This is a genomic window from Sphingorhabdus buctiana (genome assembly GCF_042680825.1).
GTDB classification, from domain to species: domain Bacteria; phylum Pseudomonadota; class Alphaproteobacteria; order Sphingomonadales; family Sphingomonadaceae; genus Sphingorhabdus_B; species Sphingorhabdus_B buctiana.
Genome location: NZ_JBHUEL010000002.1, coordinates 262,092 through 275,990, shown reverse-complemented (window position 1 = coordinate 275,990; position 13,899 = coordinate 262,092). Strand labels below are relative to the sequence as shown.

Below are 13,899 nucleotides of genomic sequence, written 5' to 3'. Positions count from 1 at the left end.
ATCGCCCGCACGCAAAGGAAAGCGGAAAAGTGCATTGCCCCCGCCGCCCATGTTCCCTAATCGTTCGCGCGTGACTCACAACCCGCCTGCCCCGCAATATCTCTGGCTCGAAGGATTAAATCCGCCGCAGCGAGAAGCCGTACTGACCACCGAGGGCCCCGTTTTGGTTCTCGCAGGTGCAGGCACGGGCAAGACGGCGGCGCTAACTGCGCGCCTCGCGCATATCATCGCCGAACGGTTGGCATGGCCTTCGGAAATCCTCGCGGTCACCTTCACCAACAAGGCCGCGCGCGAGATGAAGGAGCGCATGGGGCGGATGATCGGCGATGCTGTGGAAGGCATGCCCTGGCTCGGCACCTTCCACTCGATCGGTGCAAAGATGCTGCGCCGCCACGCCGAATTATTGGGCCTTAAGAGCAACTTCACCATCATCGATACCGACGACCAACTACGGTTGCTCAAACAGTTGATTGAAGCTGCCAACCTTGATGAAAAACGCTGGCCCGCCCGCAGCCTGGCTTCACTGATCGACAAATGGAAAAATAAGGGACTGACACCGGCGGACCTCGATGCAGGCGAAAGTGCGCTCTACGCCGATGGCAAGGGCCAGGCGATGTACACCGTCTATCAGGCGCGCCTGCGCGAGCTCAACGCCTGCGATTTTGGCGACCTGCTGCTGCACAATCTGACGCTGCTCAAAAACAACCGCGATGTGCTTGAGGAGTATCAGGAAAAGTTCAAATATATTCTGGTCGACGAATATCAGGACACCAACGCCGTCCAATATCTGTGGCTGCGTCTGCTCGCACAGAAGCGCAAGAATATCGCCTGTGTCGGCGATGACGACCAGTCGATCTACAGCTGGCGTGGGGCGGAAGTGGCCAATATCCTGCGTTTCGAAAAGGATTTCCCCGGCGCCAAGATCATCCGGCTTGAGCAGAATTACCGCTCGACGCCCCACATCCTTGCGGCAGCTTCGGGCCTGATTGAATCGAACAGTGGCCGGTTGGGAAAGACGCTTTGGACCGATCTCGACAGCGGCGAAAAGGTGCGGGTGCTCGGTGTATGGGACGGGCCTGAGGAAGCGCGGCGTATCGGAGAGGAAATAGAGGCGCTGCAGTACAAGCAGGTGTCGCTCAACGACATCGCCATTCTGGTTCGCGCGCAGTTTCAGACACGCGAATTTGAAGATCGCTTCATCCAGATCGGCCTCAATTACAAGATTATAGGCGGCTTCCGCTTTTACGAGCGCGCGGAAATCCGCGATGCCATCGCCTATCTGCGCATCATCAACCAACCTGCAGACGACCTCGCCTTTGAACGCATCGTCAACACGCCAAAGCGCGGGATTGGTGACAAGGCGGTCGAGAAAATCCATCGAGTTTCCCGCGCGGAAGGGGTTCCACTGTCGGTTGGCGCGACCCGCATAATCGGCACTGATGAACTGACCGGCAAGGCACGCAAATCGCTGTCCGATCTGGTGATTGATATTGCACGTTGGCGCGATAGTGCGGCCACCCTGCCCCCGTCGGCGCTAACCGAACTGGTGCTCGAGGATAGTGGCTATACCGCAATGCTGCAGGCCGAACGCAGTGTTGAAGCATCGGGACGGCTCGACAACCTCAAGGAACTCGTCCGTGCGATGGAGGAATATGAGACGCTGGGCGACTTCCTGGAGCATGTCAGCCTTGTGATGGATAATGATGCGGGCGCGCACGACGAAGCGGTCACCATCATGACAATCCACGCAGCGAAGGGACTCGAATTTAATCACGTGTTTTGCGCAGGCTGGGAGGATGGCGTTTTCCCCTCTCAGCGCGCGCTTGATGAAGGCGGGATGGCCAGTCTCGAAGAGGAGCGACGCCTCGCCTATGTGGCGATTACGCGCGCCCGAGAGAAATGCACCATCACCCATGCCGCCAACCGGCGTATTTACGGGCAGTGGACAAGCAGCATCCCCAGCCGCTTCATCGACGAATTGCCGCCCGAGCATGTTGAGAACGAGCAGACGATGACCGGGGGCGCATCTCTGTGGCGCGCCAACTGGTCCGAACGGGCCGATCCTTTCGCCCATTTGGCTGCGGCAAACCAGGGCCGGAGCAACGCGCGCGGCCCAGGTTGGCAGCGCGCCGCAACAGCTGGCGGGTTCAACTCACGGCCGCAACGGGTTCAGGAAGTCAGCAAGCCAGCCGTCGGTCTTGGCGCCCAGGGTCGCAGCGACCTTGCCATCGGCATGCGCGTATTCCACGAGAAATTTGGCTATGGTTCGATCGAGGATATCGAGGGCAACAAACTGGAAATCGAGTTCGAACAATCGGGCCGCAAACGGGTTATGGATAGCTTCGTGACGATTGCTTAATCATCCAAACCATTAATATAAAACAGTAAATACCGGAAAATCTGCTTTTCGAAGATTTCAAAATTAGCCATAAGAATTGATAAATTTTACAACGGAACCGCCGTTATTCCCAACAATGGCATTCGTGTCGATTGGGGATCGGTCGAGCTATGGAATTGGGTAGCAGGGTTGAGTTCAAAAATGAAGTCGCGGCCGAGGTCGACGACTTCATTCTGATGCCACAACCGGATCGTCGCGAGAATGCGCGGCAGATCTCAGTCATGCTCGTCGCGAAGCTCGATGCAGCCGGGCGGGAATTGTTGTGCCGTGTGCACAATATCTCATCAGGTGGTGCAAAAATCGAGACGAGGGCCAAACTCTCAATTGGTGAAGAAATCCGGATTGAGTTCCGTTCAAACCTGTCCATCGCAGGTACAGTGCGTTGGCAGAATGGCGCTTATGCCGGTGTCGAGTTTACCGAAGCAGCCGATCTGGACGCGGTTCTGAAAAAGACCGGAATTTCGATTGCGCGCGTGAAACCGCGATTACCGCGATATAATTGCAAGGTTCCCGCCAAGCTCGAATCCGATCAACGTAGCATCCACTGCGAAGCGATCGATATTTCGGCAAACGGGGTGCGGCTGGACAAGGTGCGCAATCTGAAACCTACCGAAAACCTCACGCTTGTCATCGCCGGCCTATCACGCCGAAAAGTATCGATCGTCTGGAACCGCGATGACCAGGCGGGGGTCAAATTCATAAACCCGCTGCGTTATGATGAATTCGAAAACTGGCTGGCCTGGAACCAGGATGAAAGTTCGGCACGACCCGAAGCAAAGGACGGCCGCAGCACGAAGTGAGGCCCCCTCCCCACGATAGGGAGAGGGCTTATCGCTTAAAAGACGGCTTTAGCCTCTTTTTCCTTCATCATCGCTTGCCTTACCATCGGTATTGGCGGGCCGCCATACGAGAGGAATTCATCATGGAACGCCTTCCACTTTTTACGGTCTCCCTTGGTCCAATCATCGCGTAATTTACGGATCATCAGCTTGCCCATCGTATAGTTCAGATAGGCTGGGTCATAAGTGCCGCGCGCGGCTTGCTGTTTGCTGTTTCCGGCATCCTGATAGCATTGCGTCTTGAACAGCTCCTCAGACTGGGCAACCGCCATGCCGCGCGCATGCAAACCAATGGCGGACAGATAGCGGCAATTACGCAGCAATGCGTTTGAGAGCTGTCCGATCTTCATTTCAGCCGCTTCCTCGGGCGAAGCAGTGGTATCGCCAAGCCCCGCATCCATCATCATTTCCTCGGTATAATGTGCCCAGCCTTCGGCAAAGGCATAACCGACGAACAGCTTGCCAAAGATCGACTTTGACCGGTTCGAATGGAGGAAATTGAGGAAGTGGCCGGGCCATACCTCATGCACCGAGGTGCCTAGCAAGTCATATTTGCCCGGTACAAACCCGTCCTGCGTCGCCTTGTCCCATGTCGGATCGGGCGGAGAGATGTAATAGACCGATGACAGACCTTTCTCATAGGGTCCGGAAATATCGATATAGGCGCTATTCTGCCGATTATAGGGCGGCGATTCTTCAACCTTCGCCTCTTCGGTGCCGGGGATAGAAACGATATCCTTGTCGATCAGGAACTGCTTCAATGGCGGCAATTGGCGGCGCGCCTCGGCAACAGGACCATCGGCTGCCTTGTTGGCTCCCATCTTGCTCATGCAATCTTGCATCGAAGCGCCGGGAGCGTACACAGCACATGCTTTGGCAAGTGCATCCTGGTTTCGCTTCAGATCAGCTCGGCCAATGGCTTCAAGCTCATCGAGCGAAACATTCACCCCTTCGGTCTTCAAAACCATTTTGGCGAACTTGTCCGCACCAAGGGCATAGCCGCCATCGGTGCCAGGTTGCGAACCGATATAGCCGGCCAGATCCTTCATTGCCGCAGCGGCTTTGGTCGCCGCTTCGTCAAACTGCTTTTGCAGTTCGGCGTCCTTCACTTCAGCAAAGGCCTTTTTGGCATCGCCGGTGTAATAATCGGCAAAACCACCGAAACCTGCTGTCCCTATTTTCACAAACGTCGCAGGAAGCGGTAGCTTCAGGTTCGCCTTGATCTGCTCTGCGGCTTTGGGAACATTGTTGGCATATTTGATGAATGCCTTCATCCGCGTTTCGGCATCCGCATAGGGGCGCGCGATGTACACATTGGGATCAAGGACGCCGACATAAGCCGACGGGTTTTTGTGCAGCATGTCCGCATCTTCGAGGAAGAAAAGCTCACCCTCCATCGCGTGCACCAGATAGTCGCGTTCGAATTTCTGCGCATCGGTCAGTTTGGACGCATTGATCGCTTTGGCATCGGCGATCGCCTGTTTGCGATACGCGATCGCAGCCTTTATGCCCTCGGGCGACCAATCGGGTAGTCGCCCATCAAATTCGTGCTTGCCTTGATAGACCGCGAATGTGGGGTTGATCTTGAAATAACCGTCGAGGAATTTCTCGACGAAACCTCCCCATTCGCTTCCATCATTGGCTGTGACTGCGGAAGGGTCGCCGTCCACTTTCTTACAACCGCCGGTGATCACCAACGTGGCCAGTGACACGGCCAAAGCCGCTTGTTTCAATTTCATGCTGCTTCTCCCCGAATGCATGTTGATGCCTGCGATGCTGCACCCGAACATCCACGAGTTCCAGAGCGAATTCGATGAGCGGCACAGAAAGCCATGCAAAGCACAACTTTAGCTGGACGTAGCACAGGGCGATTGCACTGCTTCGGCGAAGCAGATAGGCGACAAATGAGCATGTCGTCCGCACCGCATCCTTTCGCGATACCTGATTACCGCCGCTATTGGCTCGCCCGCTTCATGGCGGTGATTGCCACGATGTCGATGGTCGTCGTGATCGCTTGGCAAGTCTACGACATTGCACGCACCGATTATGGCATGTCGCCAAAGCAGGCGGCTTTCCAACTCGGGTTGCTCGGTTTGGTGCAATTCATTCCACTTGCATTGTTGACGCCCGTCGCAGGCTGGGCTGCCGACAGGTTCGAGCGCCGCAGGGTCGCGATCTTTGCCAATATGGTCGATGCAGGTGCATCGCTGACACTTGGCCTGTTGACCTATAACGATGCGCTAAACCTGCCGCTGTTGTTCCTGCTTGCCGCATTGCACGGTGTAGCCCGTGTTTTCGTTGGCCCTTCGATGGCGGCAATCGCGCCCAATATCGTCCCCCCCGAATCCCTGCCCCGCGCGATCGCGCTTGGTTCGATTGCGTGGCAAAGCGCTTCGGTGATCGGCCCTGCTGTCGGCGGCTTGATGTATGCGCAAAATGCCGCTGGCTCCTATTGGATGACGGTTAGCTTGCTGGTCCTTTCCAGCATCGCGATTTCGACTGTCCGCCCAGTATATCCGCCACCAATGGACGAGAAAAAGCATCCGGTGCGTATGATGGTTGAGGGGATGAAATATACCTGGTCCGAACGTTTTCTGCTTGGTGCCATTACGCTAGATCTGTTCGCTGTGTTGCTCGCGGGCGCTACCGCGCTGTTACCCGTTTATGCGCGCGATATCCTTCATGTCGGCCCAGATGGATTGGGCCAGCTTCGTGCTGCTCCAGCATTTGGCGCAGCGATCGTCGCCATCTATCTCGCCTTCAAACCGCTGAAGCACAATGTCGGTGCCAAGATGCTTTGGGCGGTCGTCGTATTCGGCATTGCCACCATCGGCTTTGGTTACTCGCACATCATTGGTGAGCACCTGTTCGGCAATGCCGAAATCGACTGGCTCGATATGGGTGCATCGATGGCGGTGGCGCTATCGATGTTGGCAATATTGGGCGCGGCTGACATGCTTTCGGTTTATGTCCGCGGTTCGCTGGTGCAGCTCAACACCCCTGACGCCATGCGCGGCCGGGTCAGCTCAGTTTCCGGTCTGGCGATTTCGGCTTCCAACGAATTGGGCGAGCTGCAATCTGGTTTTGCCGCAGCATTGCTTGGCCCCGTCGGCGCGGTTGTATTCGGCGGCGCAGGCGCTATCCTCATCACCGGTATCTGGGCCAAACTGTTCCCCGAACTCAAAAACGCACGGACGTTTGAGCCGCAATTTCGTGAAGCAAAGGAACCTCGCACATGAAGGCCAACTCCATCCTCGAAACCATAGGCAACAGCGCGCATATTCGCCTGCAGCGGATGTTTGGCGATGCCGAAGTCTGGATCAAATCCGAACGCTCCAACCCGGGCGGTTCGATCAAGGATCGCATTGGCCTTGCCATGATCGAAGCGGCGGAAAAGGATGGCAGCCTTAAACCCGGTGGAACTATCATCGAGCCGACCAGCGGCAACACCGGTGTTGGCCTGGCAATGGTCGCAGCGGTCAAAGGCTACAAGTTGGTTCTGGTGATGCCCGAGAGCATGTCGGTTGAGCGTCGGCGGCTCATGCTTGCTTATGGCGCGACATTCAACCTGACCCCGCGAGAAAAGGGCATGAAGGGCGCGATTGAGCGCGCGATTGAACTGGTCGAAAGCACCCCCGGCGCATGGATGCCGCAGCAGTTCGAAAACCCCGCCAACGTGGACGTCCATGTCCGCACCACCGGACCTGAAATCCTTGCCGACTTCAAGGATAGCCCAATCGATGTATTGATTACCGGCGTTGGCACCGGTGGCCATATCACTGGCTGCGCAAAGGTTTTGAAGGAAGCATGGCCCAATCTGAAGGTCTATGCCGTGGAACCCACTTTATCGCCCGTGATCAGCGGCGGCCAGCCGGGCCCTCACCCGATCCAGGGCATTGGTGCAGGTTTCATTCCGGCAAACCTGCATACCCAGTTGATCGACGGTGTGATCCAGGTCGATCCCGAAGATGCGAAGGAAATGGCCCGCCGTGCGGCGCGTGAAGAGGGCATGCTCGTCGGCATTTCCTCCGGCGCAACGCTCGCCGCGATCAGCCAGAAACTGAAGGAGCTCCCGACTGGCAGCCGCGTTCTGGGTTTCAACTATGATACCGGCGAACGCTATCTGTCGGTTCCCGATTTCCTGCCGGTGGAATAAAAGACACCGGGGCGGATTACTCCGCCCCGGCTCCGGCCCGTCCCTTAGCGACCCGCGGGCCTGATAACTTTAGCGCCTGACGTCAGGCTTGCCGTCGCCATCATCATCGAACTGATCAGGCTTGGCATCGCCATTGGTATCCCAGGCATAGCCTTGCCATTTCCATCGCGATCCCATGCATCTGCTTTCCCATCTCCATCGCTATCAATTGTTGGCGGTGGAACCGGTGCGTCAGACGGCGCTGTTTGTTTGGCGGGTTCCGCAGCATGCACGGCACCCACAGCAAAAGGCAGTATGAGCGCCATTGCAGCGGCCCACGCCATCGGGTTTTGCGACCATTTCCGGCTCATCGACATCGGTTGCTCCTCTTTCTCACAACCCCCTGTCGGAACGCGTTTTTCTATGAAGTGGAGCAGTTGAACAGCAGCAATCGTTGAATGGAATGGTGCATCGGGATTAACCGCCCGTCGCATTCCGACTGTCGCAAGTGGAGCGCAGGCTAACGGTTCGTCGCCCTGCGACGCACGAGCCTTTTTGCTATTCGCGCCCTTCCCTCCCGCCAGCGCCGGCGTAAACCCCGTTGCTGCAACGGCTCGAAAAAGCCATCCGCATGCTCGGGATCGAGCAGTTCATTTTCGGCAATCAGCTCGTCGAGCGGACCGGGCTTTTCGAGATCGAGCAGTTCCAGCGTTTTGCCTTGGCCGCGAAGCGTTTCGATCGTCTCCACCAACGATCCGCACGTCTTCATTTGGGCTGCGACAGCCTCCACTTCGACGCCAAGATGCTCAGCCATTAATCGCGTGCGCAATTCGGATATCGCTTTTTCAGACCCGTGGTTGGCGGGCAAGGCCGCATCGAGCACCATATCGCATTCGCTATCCAGACCCAGCGAGCGGTTGTTCAGATTGGCGGAACCAATCCGCAAGATCCTGTCATCGACTATCATCAGCTTGGCATGGACATAAATGTCCTCGCCGCCTTTGGTCAGCGGCACATAGATGCGAAACCTGTCGCCCTTATCGACCTTCCCAATCGCTCGTGCCAGCTGCACGCGCGCAGCATCCATCGCCATTTGCTCGAGCCACCCTTCCCCCGAACGCGGCATCACAACGACCACATCGGGGGGATTGGCTTCCGCCATTCGTGTGGCGATGGCGGCAGAAATCTTTGCGGATGTAAGATACTGGTTTTCAATATAAATAAAGCGCTGTGCGGCAGCGATCATGTCGAGGGTTAGTTTCTCAATCTCGCGCACCTCTTCCACTTCGCCATAGCAGGCACGGGTACGGGCAATTGCAAGATCGACATTTTCAAACAGCACCGAAACATCGTCTGGCCATTTGGGATTGACCTTACGAACCTCTGGCAATGGTTTGCCCCCGGCAACTGCCCAACGATCCCGCGCCAGCTCGCCCAGTGCAGTCGCCACATCGCCATCCATCAGCATGGTGATGTCATGCCACGGCTTATGCGGTTTGCCATTGGGCAACAGGCGCTTGGGATCATCGTCCAGATGCTGCGGCGTATCCCACCGGCCGCAGGCGAGATCGATGCCGCCGCACACAGCGATGCTGTCATCCACAACAACGATCTTTTGGTGGTGGCTGCAGCCTGCTGGATGCGCCCCGTCAAAGCGAAAGCGGATAGCCCGGGTGGTCGCCCAGCGGACCAATGTCCACGCACTTGTCGGGATCAAAAACTGTTTCAAAGCGCCAAAGCGCCATTTGAGAATGGCAATCTGCCGATGCCGGTCTTTCCGCGCCAGCCTTAGGAAAAAGGTTGAAAGCCGGTACCGTCGCGAGCGATCGCCAGGCTCGAGCGCTATGCGGGTGTCGAAATCCCAGCCGATGAATAGCAGCAGATTCTGTGCTTCCTCGCACAACTCGCGCACGAAATGGAAATAATCAGCGGCATCGACCACCACCGATACGCGATTGGCCCGGGCGATCCGCCAGCAATTATGCCCTTCTCGAACGACGGGCGTCGCTTCGGCGGATGGCCCGGATGCCATATCAGGCCGCCTGGAACATCTCCGGCTCCAGCGCCATTACGGCTTCGCTGCCCGCTTCAATCTTGCGGCGCAGGGCACCGCAATCAGGAATGAAGCGTTCGGCGAAGTAACGCGCCGTTACCAGCTTGGCTTCGTAGAATTTGGCGTTACCCGAACCCGCATCGAGTGCAGCTTGGGCAGCGGTTGCCATGCGCAGCCACTGCAGCCCCAACGCTACGATGCCCATGATGTGCATATAGTGGTGCGCACCCGCACCCACATTATTGGGATTAGCCATACCATTTTGCATGAACCACATCGTTGCGGCCTTGAGTTCGCCATTGGCCTTTTCAAGCCTTGTCGCAAAATCTTCGAGCTTGGAACCCTTGACGGCAGCGCATTCGTCATCGACCAGTTTGAAGAAGGCCTGCACAGCACGTCCGCCATTTTGCGCGAGCTTCCGACCGACTAGGTCCATCGCCTGAACCCCATTGGCGCCTTCATAGATCATGGTGATGCGGGCATCGCGGACATATTGTTCCATGCCCCATTCGCCAACATAGCCATGGCCGCCATAGACCTGTTGTGCATTGGTCGCGACTTCATAGCCCTTGTCGGTGCCATAACCTTTGATGACCGGGGTTAGCAGCGAAAGCAGGTCGTCAGCTGCAACGCGCTCTTCTTCGGTTTGGCCGCTGTGTATCAAGTCTGCAAGCAAGGCACCGTTAAGGCAAAGCGCGCGCATACCCTCGGTAAACGCCTTTGAGTCCATCAGCATGCGGCGCACGTCGGGATGGACGAACAAGGTGTCGGCCTTTTCGCTGGTGTCCTGCGGACCAGTCAAGGCGCGGCCCTGGCGGCGATCATGCGCATATTGCACGGCGTTTTGATAGGCCACTTCGGCCACGCCAAGGCCCTGTTGGCCCACGCCCAGTCGTGCGATGTTCATCATGATGAACATGGCTGCTAGGCCCTTGTTTTCCTCGCCGACCATATAACCGGTCGCGCCATCATAGTTCATCACGCAGGTTGCGTTGCCATGGATGCCCATTTTGTGCTCGAGCGAGCCGCAGCCGAGTGTGTTGCGCGCGCCAAGCGACCCATCTTCGTTTACGATGAATTTGGGAACGATGAAGAGCGAGATGCCCTTCACATTGTCCGGTGCATCGGGCGTTTTTGCGAGAACTAGGTGGATGATATTTTCGGCAAGGTCGTGATCGCCTGACGAGATGAAGATTTTGGTACCAGTGATCGCATAACTGCCGTCACCATTCGGCACGGCCTTTGTACGGATAAGGCCAAGATCGGTGCCGCAATGCGGCTCGGTCAGGTTCATCGTACCCGTCCATTTGCCGCTGATCATATTGGGCGCATAGGTCGCCTTTTGCTCCTCGCTGCCTTTGACGAGGATTGCGGATACCGCACCATGCGTCAGCCCGGGATACATGGCGAATGCCATGTTCGAACTGGCCATATATTCTTCGAACGCCATCGACAGGATGTGCGGCATGCCCTGCCCGCCATATTCGACAGGTGCCGAAAGCGTGCCCCAGCCGGCTTCGCAATAGGCCTTATACGCTTCCTTGAAACCATCGGGCGTTGTCACCGAACCGTCGGCATGACGGGTGCACCCTTGTTTGTCGCCCACGACATTCAGGGGGAAAAGCTCATTTTCGACAAATTTCGCGCCTTCGGTCAGGATCGCCTCGACCATATCGGCGCTGGCATTTTCGAAACCCGGCAAATTGGCATATTTGTCGATGCCCAGAACTTCGTTGAGAATGAAAAGCGTATCGCGCAGCGGCGCCTTATATTGCGGCATATGGTCCTCTGATTGTCAAAAGGCAGATCAGGCTGCCTTGGTTTCCTCGGCTTCGACTTTTTCGACCAGGTTCACAAATTCGGTCAGCTCCGCGATTGCGCTATCCAGATCCTGCCGTTGCTTTTTGAGCAGTTCGACCCGCTCCCGGCATTTCATGATCGTAACGCGGCGCTGGACATTGCGGCCATCGTTCAAGTCGTAAAGATCGATCATTTCACGGATTTCGGCAAGGCTGAATCCGACGCGCTTTGCACGAAGAATCCAGGCCAGACGGGCGCGATCGCGCTTGGAGTAGATCCGCGCCAATCCCTGCCGTTCAGGAGAGATCAATCCCTGATCCTCATAAAAGCGAAGCGCGCGCGCAGTTACATCGAACTCGGCCGACAGGTCGGAAATCGTGTAGCTTTCACGGCCGAGCGCATCGGGTGTCTCGATCGTCGCATCTGCCGGTTTCCCGTTTGCCATCATATTGCTCATTGCCGCGCCACCTTCTCCCTTTAGAGGCTGCCGCGACTCTAGTTTACGTTAGCGTAAACGTCAACATCCCCTTCCCTAGGGGAAAGCTTCATTTTTTGGTTAGTGGCGACGGCTGTGTCGGCTGCTCGGATGGAGTCGGCGCTGGTTCAACAGGAGCTTCTGGTGCCGGTTGCGGCTTGGGCAGAGGCTTTGAAAGGCTTTCAAGGATGACCACCTGCCCATCCATCACTGTCGCATCGTACAACGCCTTGGCGAAAATCTTCGGCAGGCGGATGCAGCCATGCGAAGCCGGATAGCCAGGGTTATAGCCCTCATGCAGCGCAATCCCATCCCATGTCAGCCGCTGCATGAAGGGCATTGGCGCGTTGGCGTAGATATTGGACTCGTGGTAAACTTTTTTCTGCAGGATGTTGAACACCCCGGTGGGCGTTTCCTTGCCTTTTTTGCCTGTGGAAACGGTGGTGAACCCGACCAGGTCGTCACCATCAAATACATACATGCGCTGGATATCCAGGACGATCACCATGCGCAGTGGGTTTGCATAGGAATCCCGCTTTTCCCATACGAATTGCCCCGGTTTGAGGCTGTCGGGCGGGCCCTTTTTAACCGGCTTTGGTTTCGGTTCTGGCTGGGGCTCAACCTGCGGCACAGGTTGCGGCGCCACAGGGTCAGTTTGCGGTGTCGGAACGTCAACCGGAGGGGTTTCGGTTGCGGGGATGGGCGTCGCTTGGGGAGCAACCACAACCGCAGGATCGTTCGGAGCCGAAGGCACTTGCGCCTGCGCCGATGCGGCCAGCATTACCGCCAAACCACCCATGGCAAGTCGCCGCAAATTTAACGCAAGCATTGTGAAGCCCTGTTTGATAACATTATTACACACTTGCAGTTGATATGCTGAAAAAACGCTCAAAAATCAAATGGAATTGCACAATTGAAGCCCCATTTCGTCGCGTTTTAACCGGATTGGCAAAGGCTGCTTAGAACGAAGGCCTAAGGCGAAATGCCGCAATTTTGCGCTGAAATGCGGATGCGATACTTCTATTGGTAAGGCTTGTCGCTTACCTTGATGTCAATGAAACAGGTGGGTCGTCGCCAATTTATCCGGAACAGCGTTCTTGCAGGTGCAGGCGTCGCCTGCGCCTCATTTCCGCTGGCTGGCGCCTATGCCCAGTCGACTGCCGCAGTCGAACTGGATCCACGATTGCTTGCACGCGCAGGGGCTGCGCTGGCGAGGCACGGCGATAAGATTTTCAGTCGCGACATGCTCGCGATAGCCGATTTTTCCCAGCCATCCGGTCTGCCGCGTTTCCATTTGTTCAACCTGCTTAACGGCAACAATACGACATTGCTGGTGTCACATGGCATTGGCTCTGATCGTACGCATAGCGGCCGATTGCAGCAATTCTCCAATGTTCCGGGATCGGAGGCGACATCGTCTGGGGCTTACCTGATTGGCGAGGGCTATATCGGCAAATATGGCGCATCGCGCCGCCTGATTGGGCTCGATCCGGAAAATGATCAGGCCGAAAACCGCGCGATCGTTATTCACCCTGCCCGCTACGTGAGCAAATCGCTGGTTGCGACGCAAGGCAAGGTCGGGCGCAGCCAGGGCTGCTTTGCCTTTTCGTTCGATGATATCGGGCAAGTACTGTCGCAGCTTGCGCCGGGTTCATTGCTTTACGCTGACAAGCTTTAGCCGCGGGTGAAAACCCCGCAATAAATCCGCTTTCCGCTGTTGCCACTCGGGTCAGTTTTGTAGTCATCCGCCTTTTCATGGATGACAACCGCGACACCATCCGCATCGAATAGTGCCCCCTCTCCTTCCCAGCCCGCGCTTTCAACTGGGCCGTTGAACAGGATACGTTCTTCAGCATTGCTGACGAGATTGGGAAAATCTCCAGCATGTGCGCCGGCTGGATTATCGTGGCCGTGCTGTTTGCCCGCGGGATTCCAGTGCGGCCCTGCAGAGCTGAAATCCGGGCCGTCACATTTGCCGACTGCATGAAGATGCATTCCAAAGCTTCCCTGGCCAGGCGCTGCAGCTGCGATTTCAAGAGAAATGCCATCTGATTTGCGTACCAGTTTAGCAACGCCCGCCTCACTTCCATCGCCGCGATACAGTTTCGCAGTCGCCACCTCTGTGGCGTTATCCATTTGCGAGGTTGCACAACCTGCCAGAACCAGACCTGCAAAAAGCGGAAATATGCGCATAGTTGT

At 56.6% G+C, this 13,899-nt stretch carries 11 protein-coding genes; 5 read left to right on the top strand and 6 right to left on the bottom strand.

Annotated features, from left to right (window positions below; translation table 11 throughout):
- The first annotated feature begins 49 nt into the window (after positions 1 to 49).
- Both ACFSAG_RS01805 and ACFSAG_RS01800 read left to right on the top strand, forming a co-directional pair.
- On the top strand, positions 50 to 2,359 hold the full coding sequence (locus tag ACFSAG_RS01805; protein ID WP_381510894.1) for an ATP-dependent helicase: 2,310 nt from the start codon (positions 50 to 52) through the stop codon (positions 2,357 to 2,359).
- 155 nt (positions 2,360 to 2,514) lie between these two features.
- Complete coding sequence (locus tag ACFSAG_RS01800; protein WP_381510892.1) at positions 2,515 to 3,198, top strand: PilZ domain-containing protein; 684 nt, start codon at positions 2,515 to 2,517, stop codon at positions 3,196 to 3,198.
- 35 nt (positions 3,199 to 3,233) lie between these two features.
- Here the strand turns inward: ACFSAG_RS01800 and ACFSAG_RS01795 are convergent, their stop codons facing one another.
- A complete protein-coding gene (locus ACFSAG_RS01795; protein ID WP_381510890.1) occupies positions 3,234 to 4,976 on the bottom strand; it encodes a DUF885 domain-containing protein in 1,743 nt (580 codons plus the stop codon).
- Positions 4,977 to 5,147: 171 nt separating this feature from the next.
- Between ACFSAG_RS01795 and ACFSAG_RS01790 the strand changes: the two genes are divergently transcribed.
- Positions 5,148 to 6,476, top strand: a complete 1,329-nt coding sequence (locus ACFSAG_RS01790) for an MFS transporter (protein WP_381511262.1) — start codon at positions 5,148 to 5,150, stop codon at positions 6,474 to 6,476.
- Positions 6,473 to 7,393 carry a cysteine synthase A gene (gene cysK, locus ACFSAG_RS01785; protein ID WP_381510888.1) on the top strand — a complete coding sequence of 307 codons (921 nt, stop codon included), beginning with the start codon at positions 6,473 to 6,475 and terminating at the stop codon, positions 7,391 to 7,393. The genes ACFSAG_RS01790 and cysK overlap by 4 nt, the downstream gene beginning before the upstream one ends.
- A 499-nt stretch (positions 7,394 to 7,892) precedes the next feature.
- Here cysK and ACFSAG_RS01780 read toward each other — a convergent pair whose 3' ends face one another.
- From ACFSAG_RS01780 to ACFSAG_RS01765, 4 genes are all read right to left on the bottom strand, one after another.
- Positions 7,893 to 9,404, bottom strand: coding sequence for a phospholipase D-like domain-containing protein (locus ACFSAG_RS01780; protein ID WP_381510886.1), 1,512 nt, complete (start codon positions 9,402 to 9,404; stop codon positions 7,893 to 7,895).
- Between the two features lies 1 nt (position 9,405).
- Complete coding sequence (locus ACFSAG_RS01775; protein ID WP_381510884.1) at positions 9,406 to 11,205, bottom strand: acyl-CoA dehydrogenase C-terminal domain-containing protein; 1,800 nt, start codon at positions 11,203 to 11,205, stop codon at positions 9,406 to 9,408.
- A gap of 27 nt (positions 11,206 to 11,232) precedes the next feature.
- Positions 11,233 to 11,682 carry a MerR family transcriptional regulator gene (locus ACFSAG_RS01770; protein ID WP_374615228.1) on the bottom strand — a complete coding sequence of 150 codons (450 nt, stop codon included), beginning with the start codon at positions 11,680 to 11,682 and terminating at the stop codon, positions 11,233 to 11,235.
- Positions 11,683 to 11,770: 88 nt separating this feature from the next.
- Positions 11,771 to 12,499: a L,D-transpeptidase family protein gene (locus tag ACFSAG_RS01765; protein ID WP_381510881.1), complete on the bottom strand. Its 729-nt coding sequence runs from the start codon at positions 12,497 to 12,499 to the stop codon at positions 11,771 to 11,773.
- 249 nt (positions 12,500 to 12,748) lie between these two features.
- On the opposite strand from ACFSAG_RS01765, the gene ACFSAG_RS01760 reads away from it, so the two are divergent.
- Positions 12,749 to 13,378 carry a murein L,D-transpeptidase catalytic domain-containing protein gene (locus ACFSAG_RS01760; protein WP_381510880.1) on the top strand — a complete coding sequence of 210 codons (630 nt, stop codon included), beginning with the start codon at positions 12,749 to 12,751 and terminating at the stop codon, positions 13,376 to 13,378.
- Here ACFSAG_RS01760 and ACFSAG_RS01755 read toward each other — a convergent pair.
- Entirely contained in the window at positions 13,375 to 13,893 is a 519-nt protein-coding gene (locus tag ACFSAG_RS01755) for a superoxide dismutase family protein (protein ID WP_381510878.1), read from the bottom strand. The two genes, ACFSAG_RS01760 and ACFSAG_RS01755, sit on opposite strands and share 4 nt — an antisense overlap.
- Positions 13,894 to 13,899 lie beyond the last annotated feature (6 nt).

Bases quoted from the DNA above. Each gene is read 5' to 3' on its own strand.
- ACFSAG_RS01805 (WP_381510894.1), top strand. From the start codon at position 50: ATGTTCCCTAATCGTTCGCGCGTGACTCACAACCCGCCTGCCCCGCAA.
- ACFSAG_RS01780 (WP_381510886.1), bottom strand. From the start codon at position 9,404: ATGGCATCCGGGCCATCCGCCGAAGCGACGCCCGTCGTTCGAGAAGGG.
- cysK (WP_381510888.1), top strand. From the start codon at position 6,473: ATGAAGGCCAACTCCATCCTCGAAACCATAGGCAACAGCGCGCATATT.
- ACFSAG_RS01765 (WP_381510881.1), bottom strand. From the start codon at position 12,499: ATGGGTGGTTTGGCGGTAATGCTGGCCGCATCGGCGCAGGCGCAAGTG.
- ACFSAG_RS01795 (WP_381510890.1), bottom strand. From the start codon at position 4,976: ATGAAATTGAAACAAGCGGCTTTGGCCGTGTCACTGGCCACGTTGGTG.
- ACFSAG_RS01770 (WP_374615228.1), bottom strand. From the start codon at position 11,682: ATGAGCAATATGATGGCAAACGGGAAACCGGCAGATGCGACGATCGAG.
- ACFSAG_RS01760 (WP_381510880.1), top strand. From the start codon at position 12,749: ATGTCAATGAAACAGGTGGGTCGTCGCCAATTTATCCGGAACAGCGTT.
- ACFSAG_RS01790 (WP_381511262.1), top strand. From the start codon at position 5,148: ATGTCGTCCGCACCGCATCCTTTCGCGATACCTGATTACCGCCGCTAT.
- ACFSAG_RS01775 (WP_381510884.1), bottom strand. From the start codon at position 11,205: ATGCCGCAATATAAGGCGCCGCTGCGCGATACGCTTTTCATTCTCAAC.
- ACFSAG_RS01755 (WP_381510878.1), bottom strand. From the start codon at position 13,893: ATGCGCATATTTCCGCTTTTTGCAGGTCTGGTTCTGGCAGGTTGTGCA.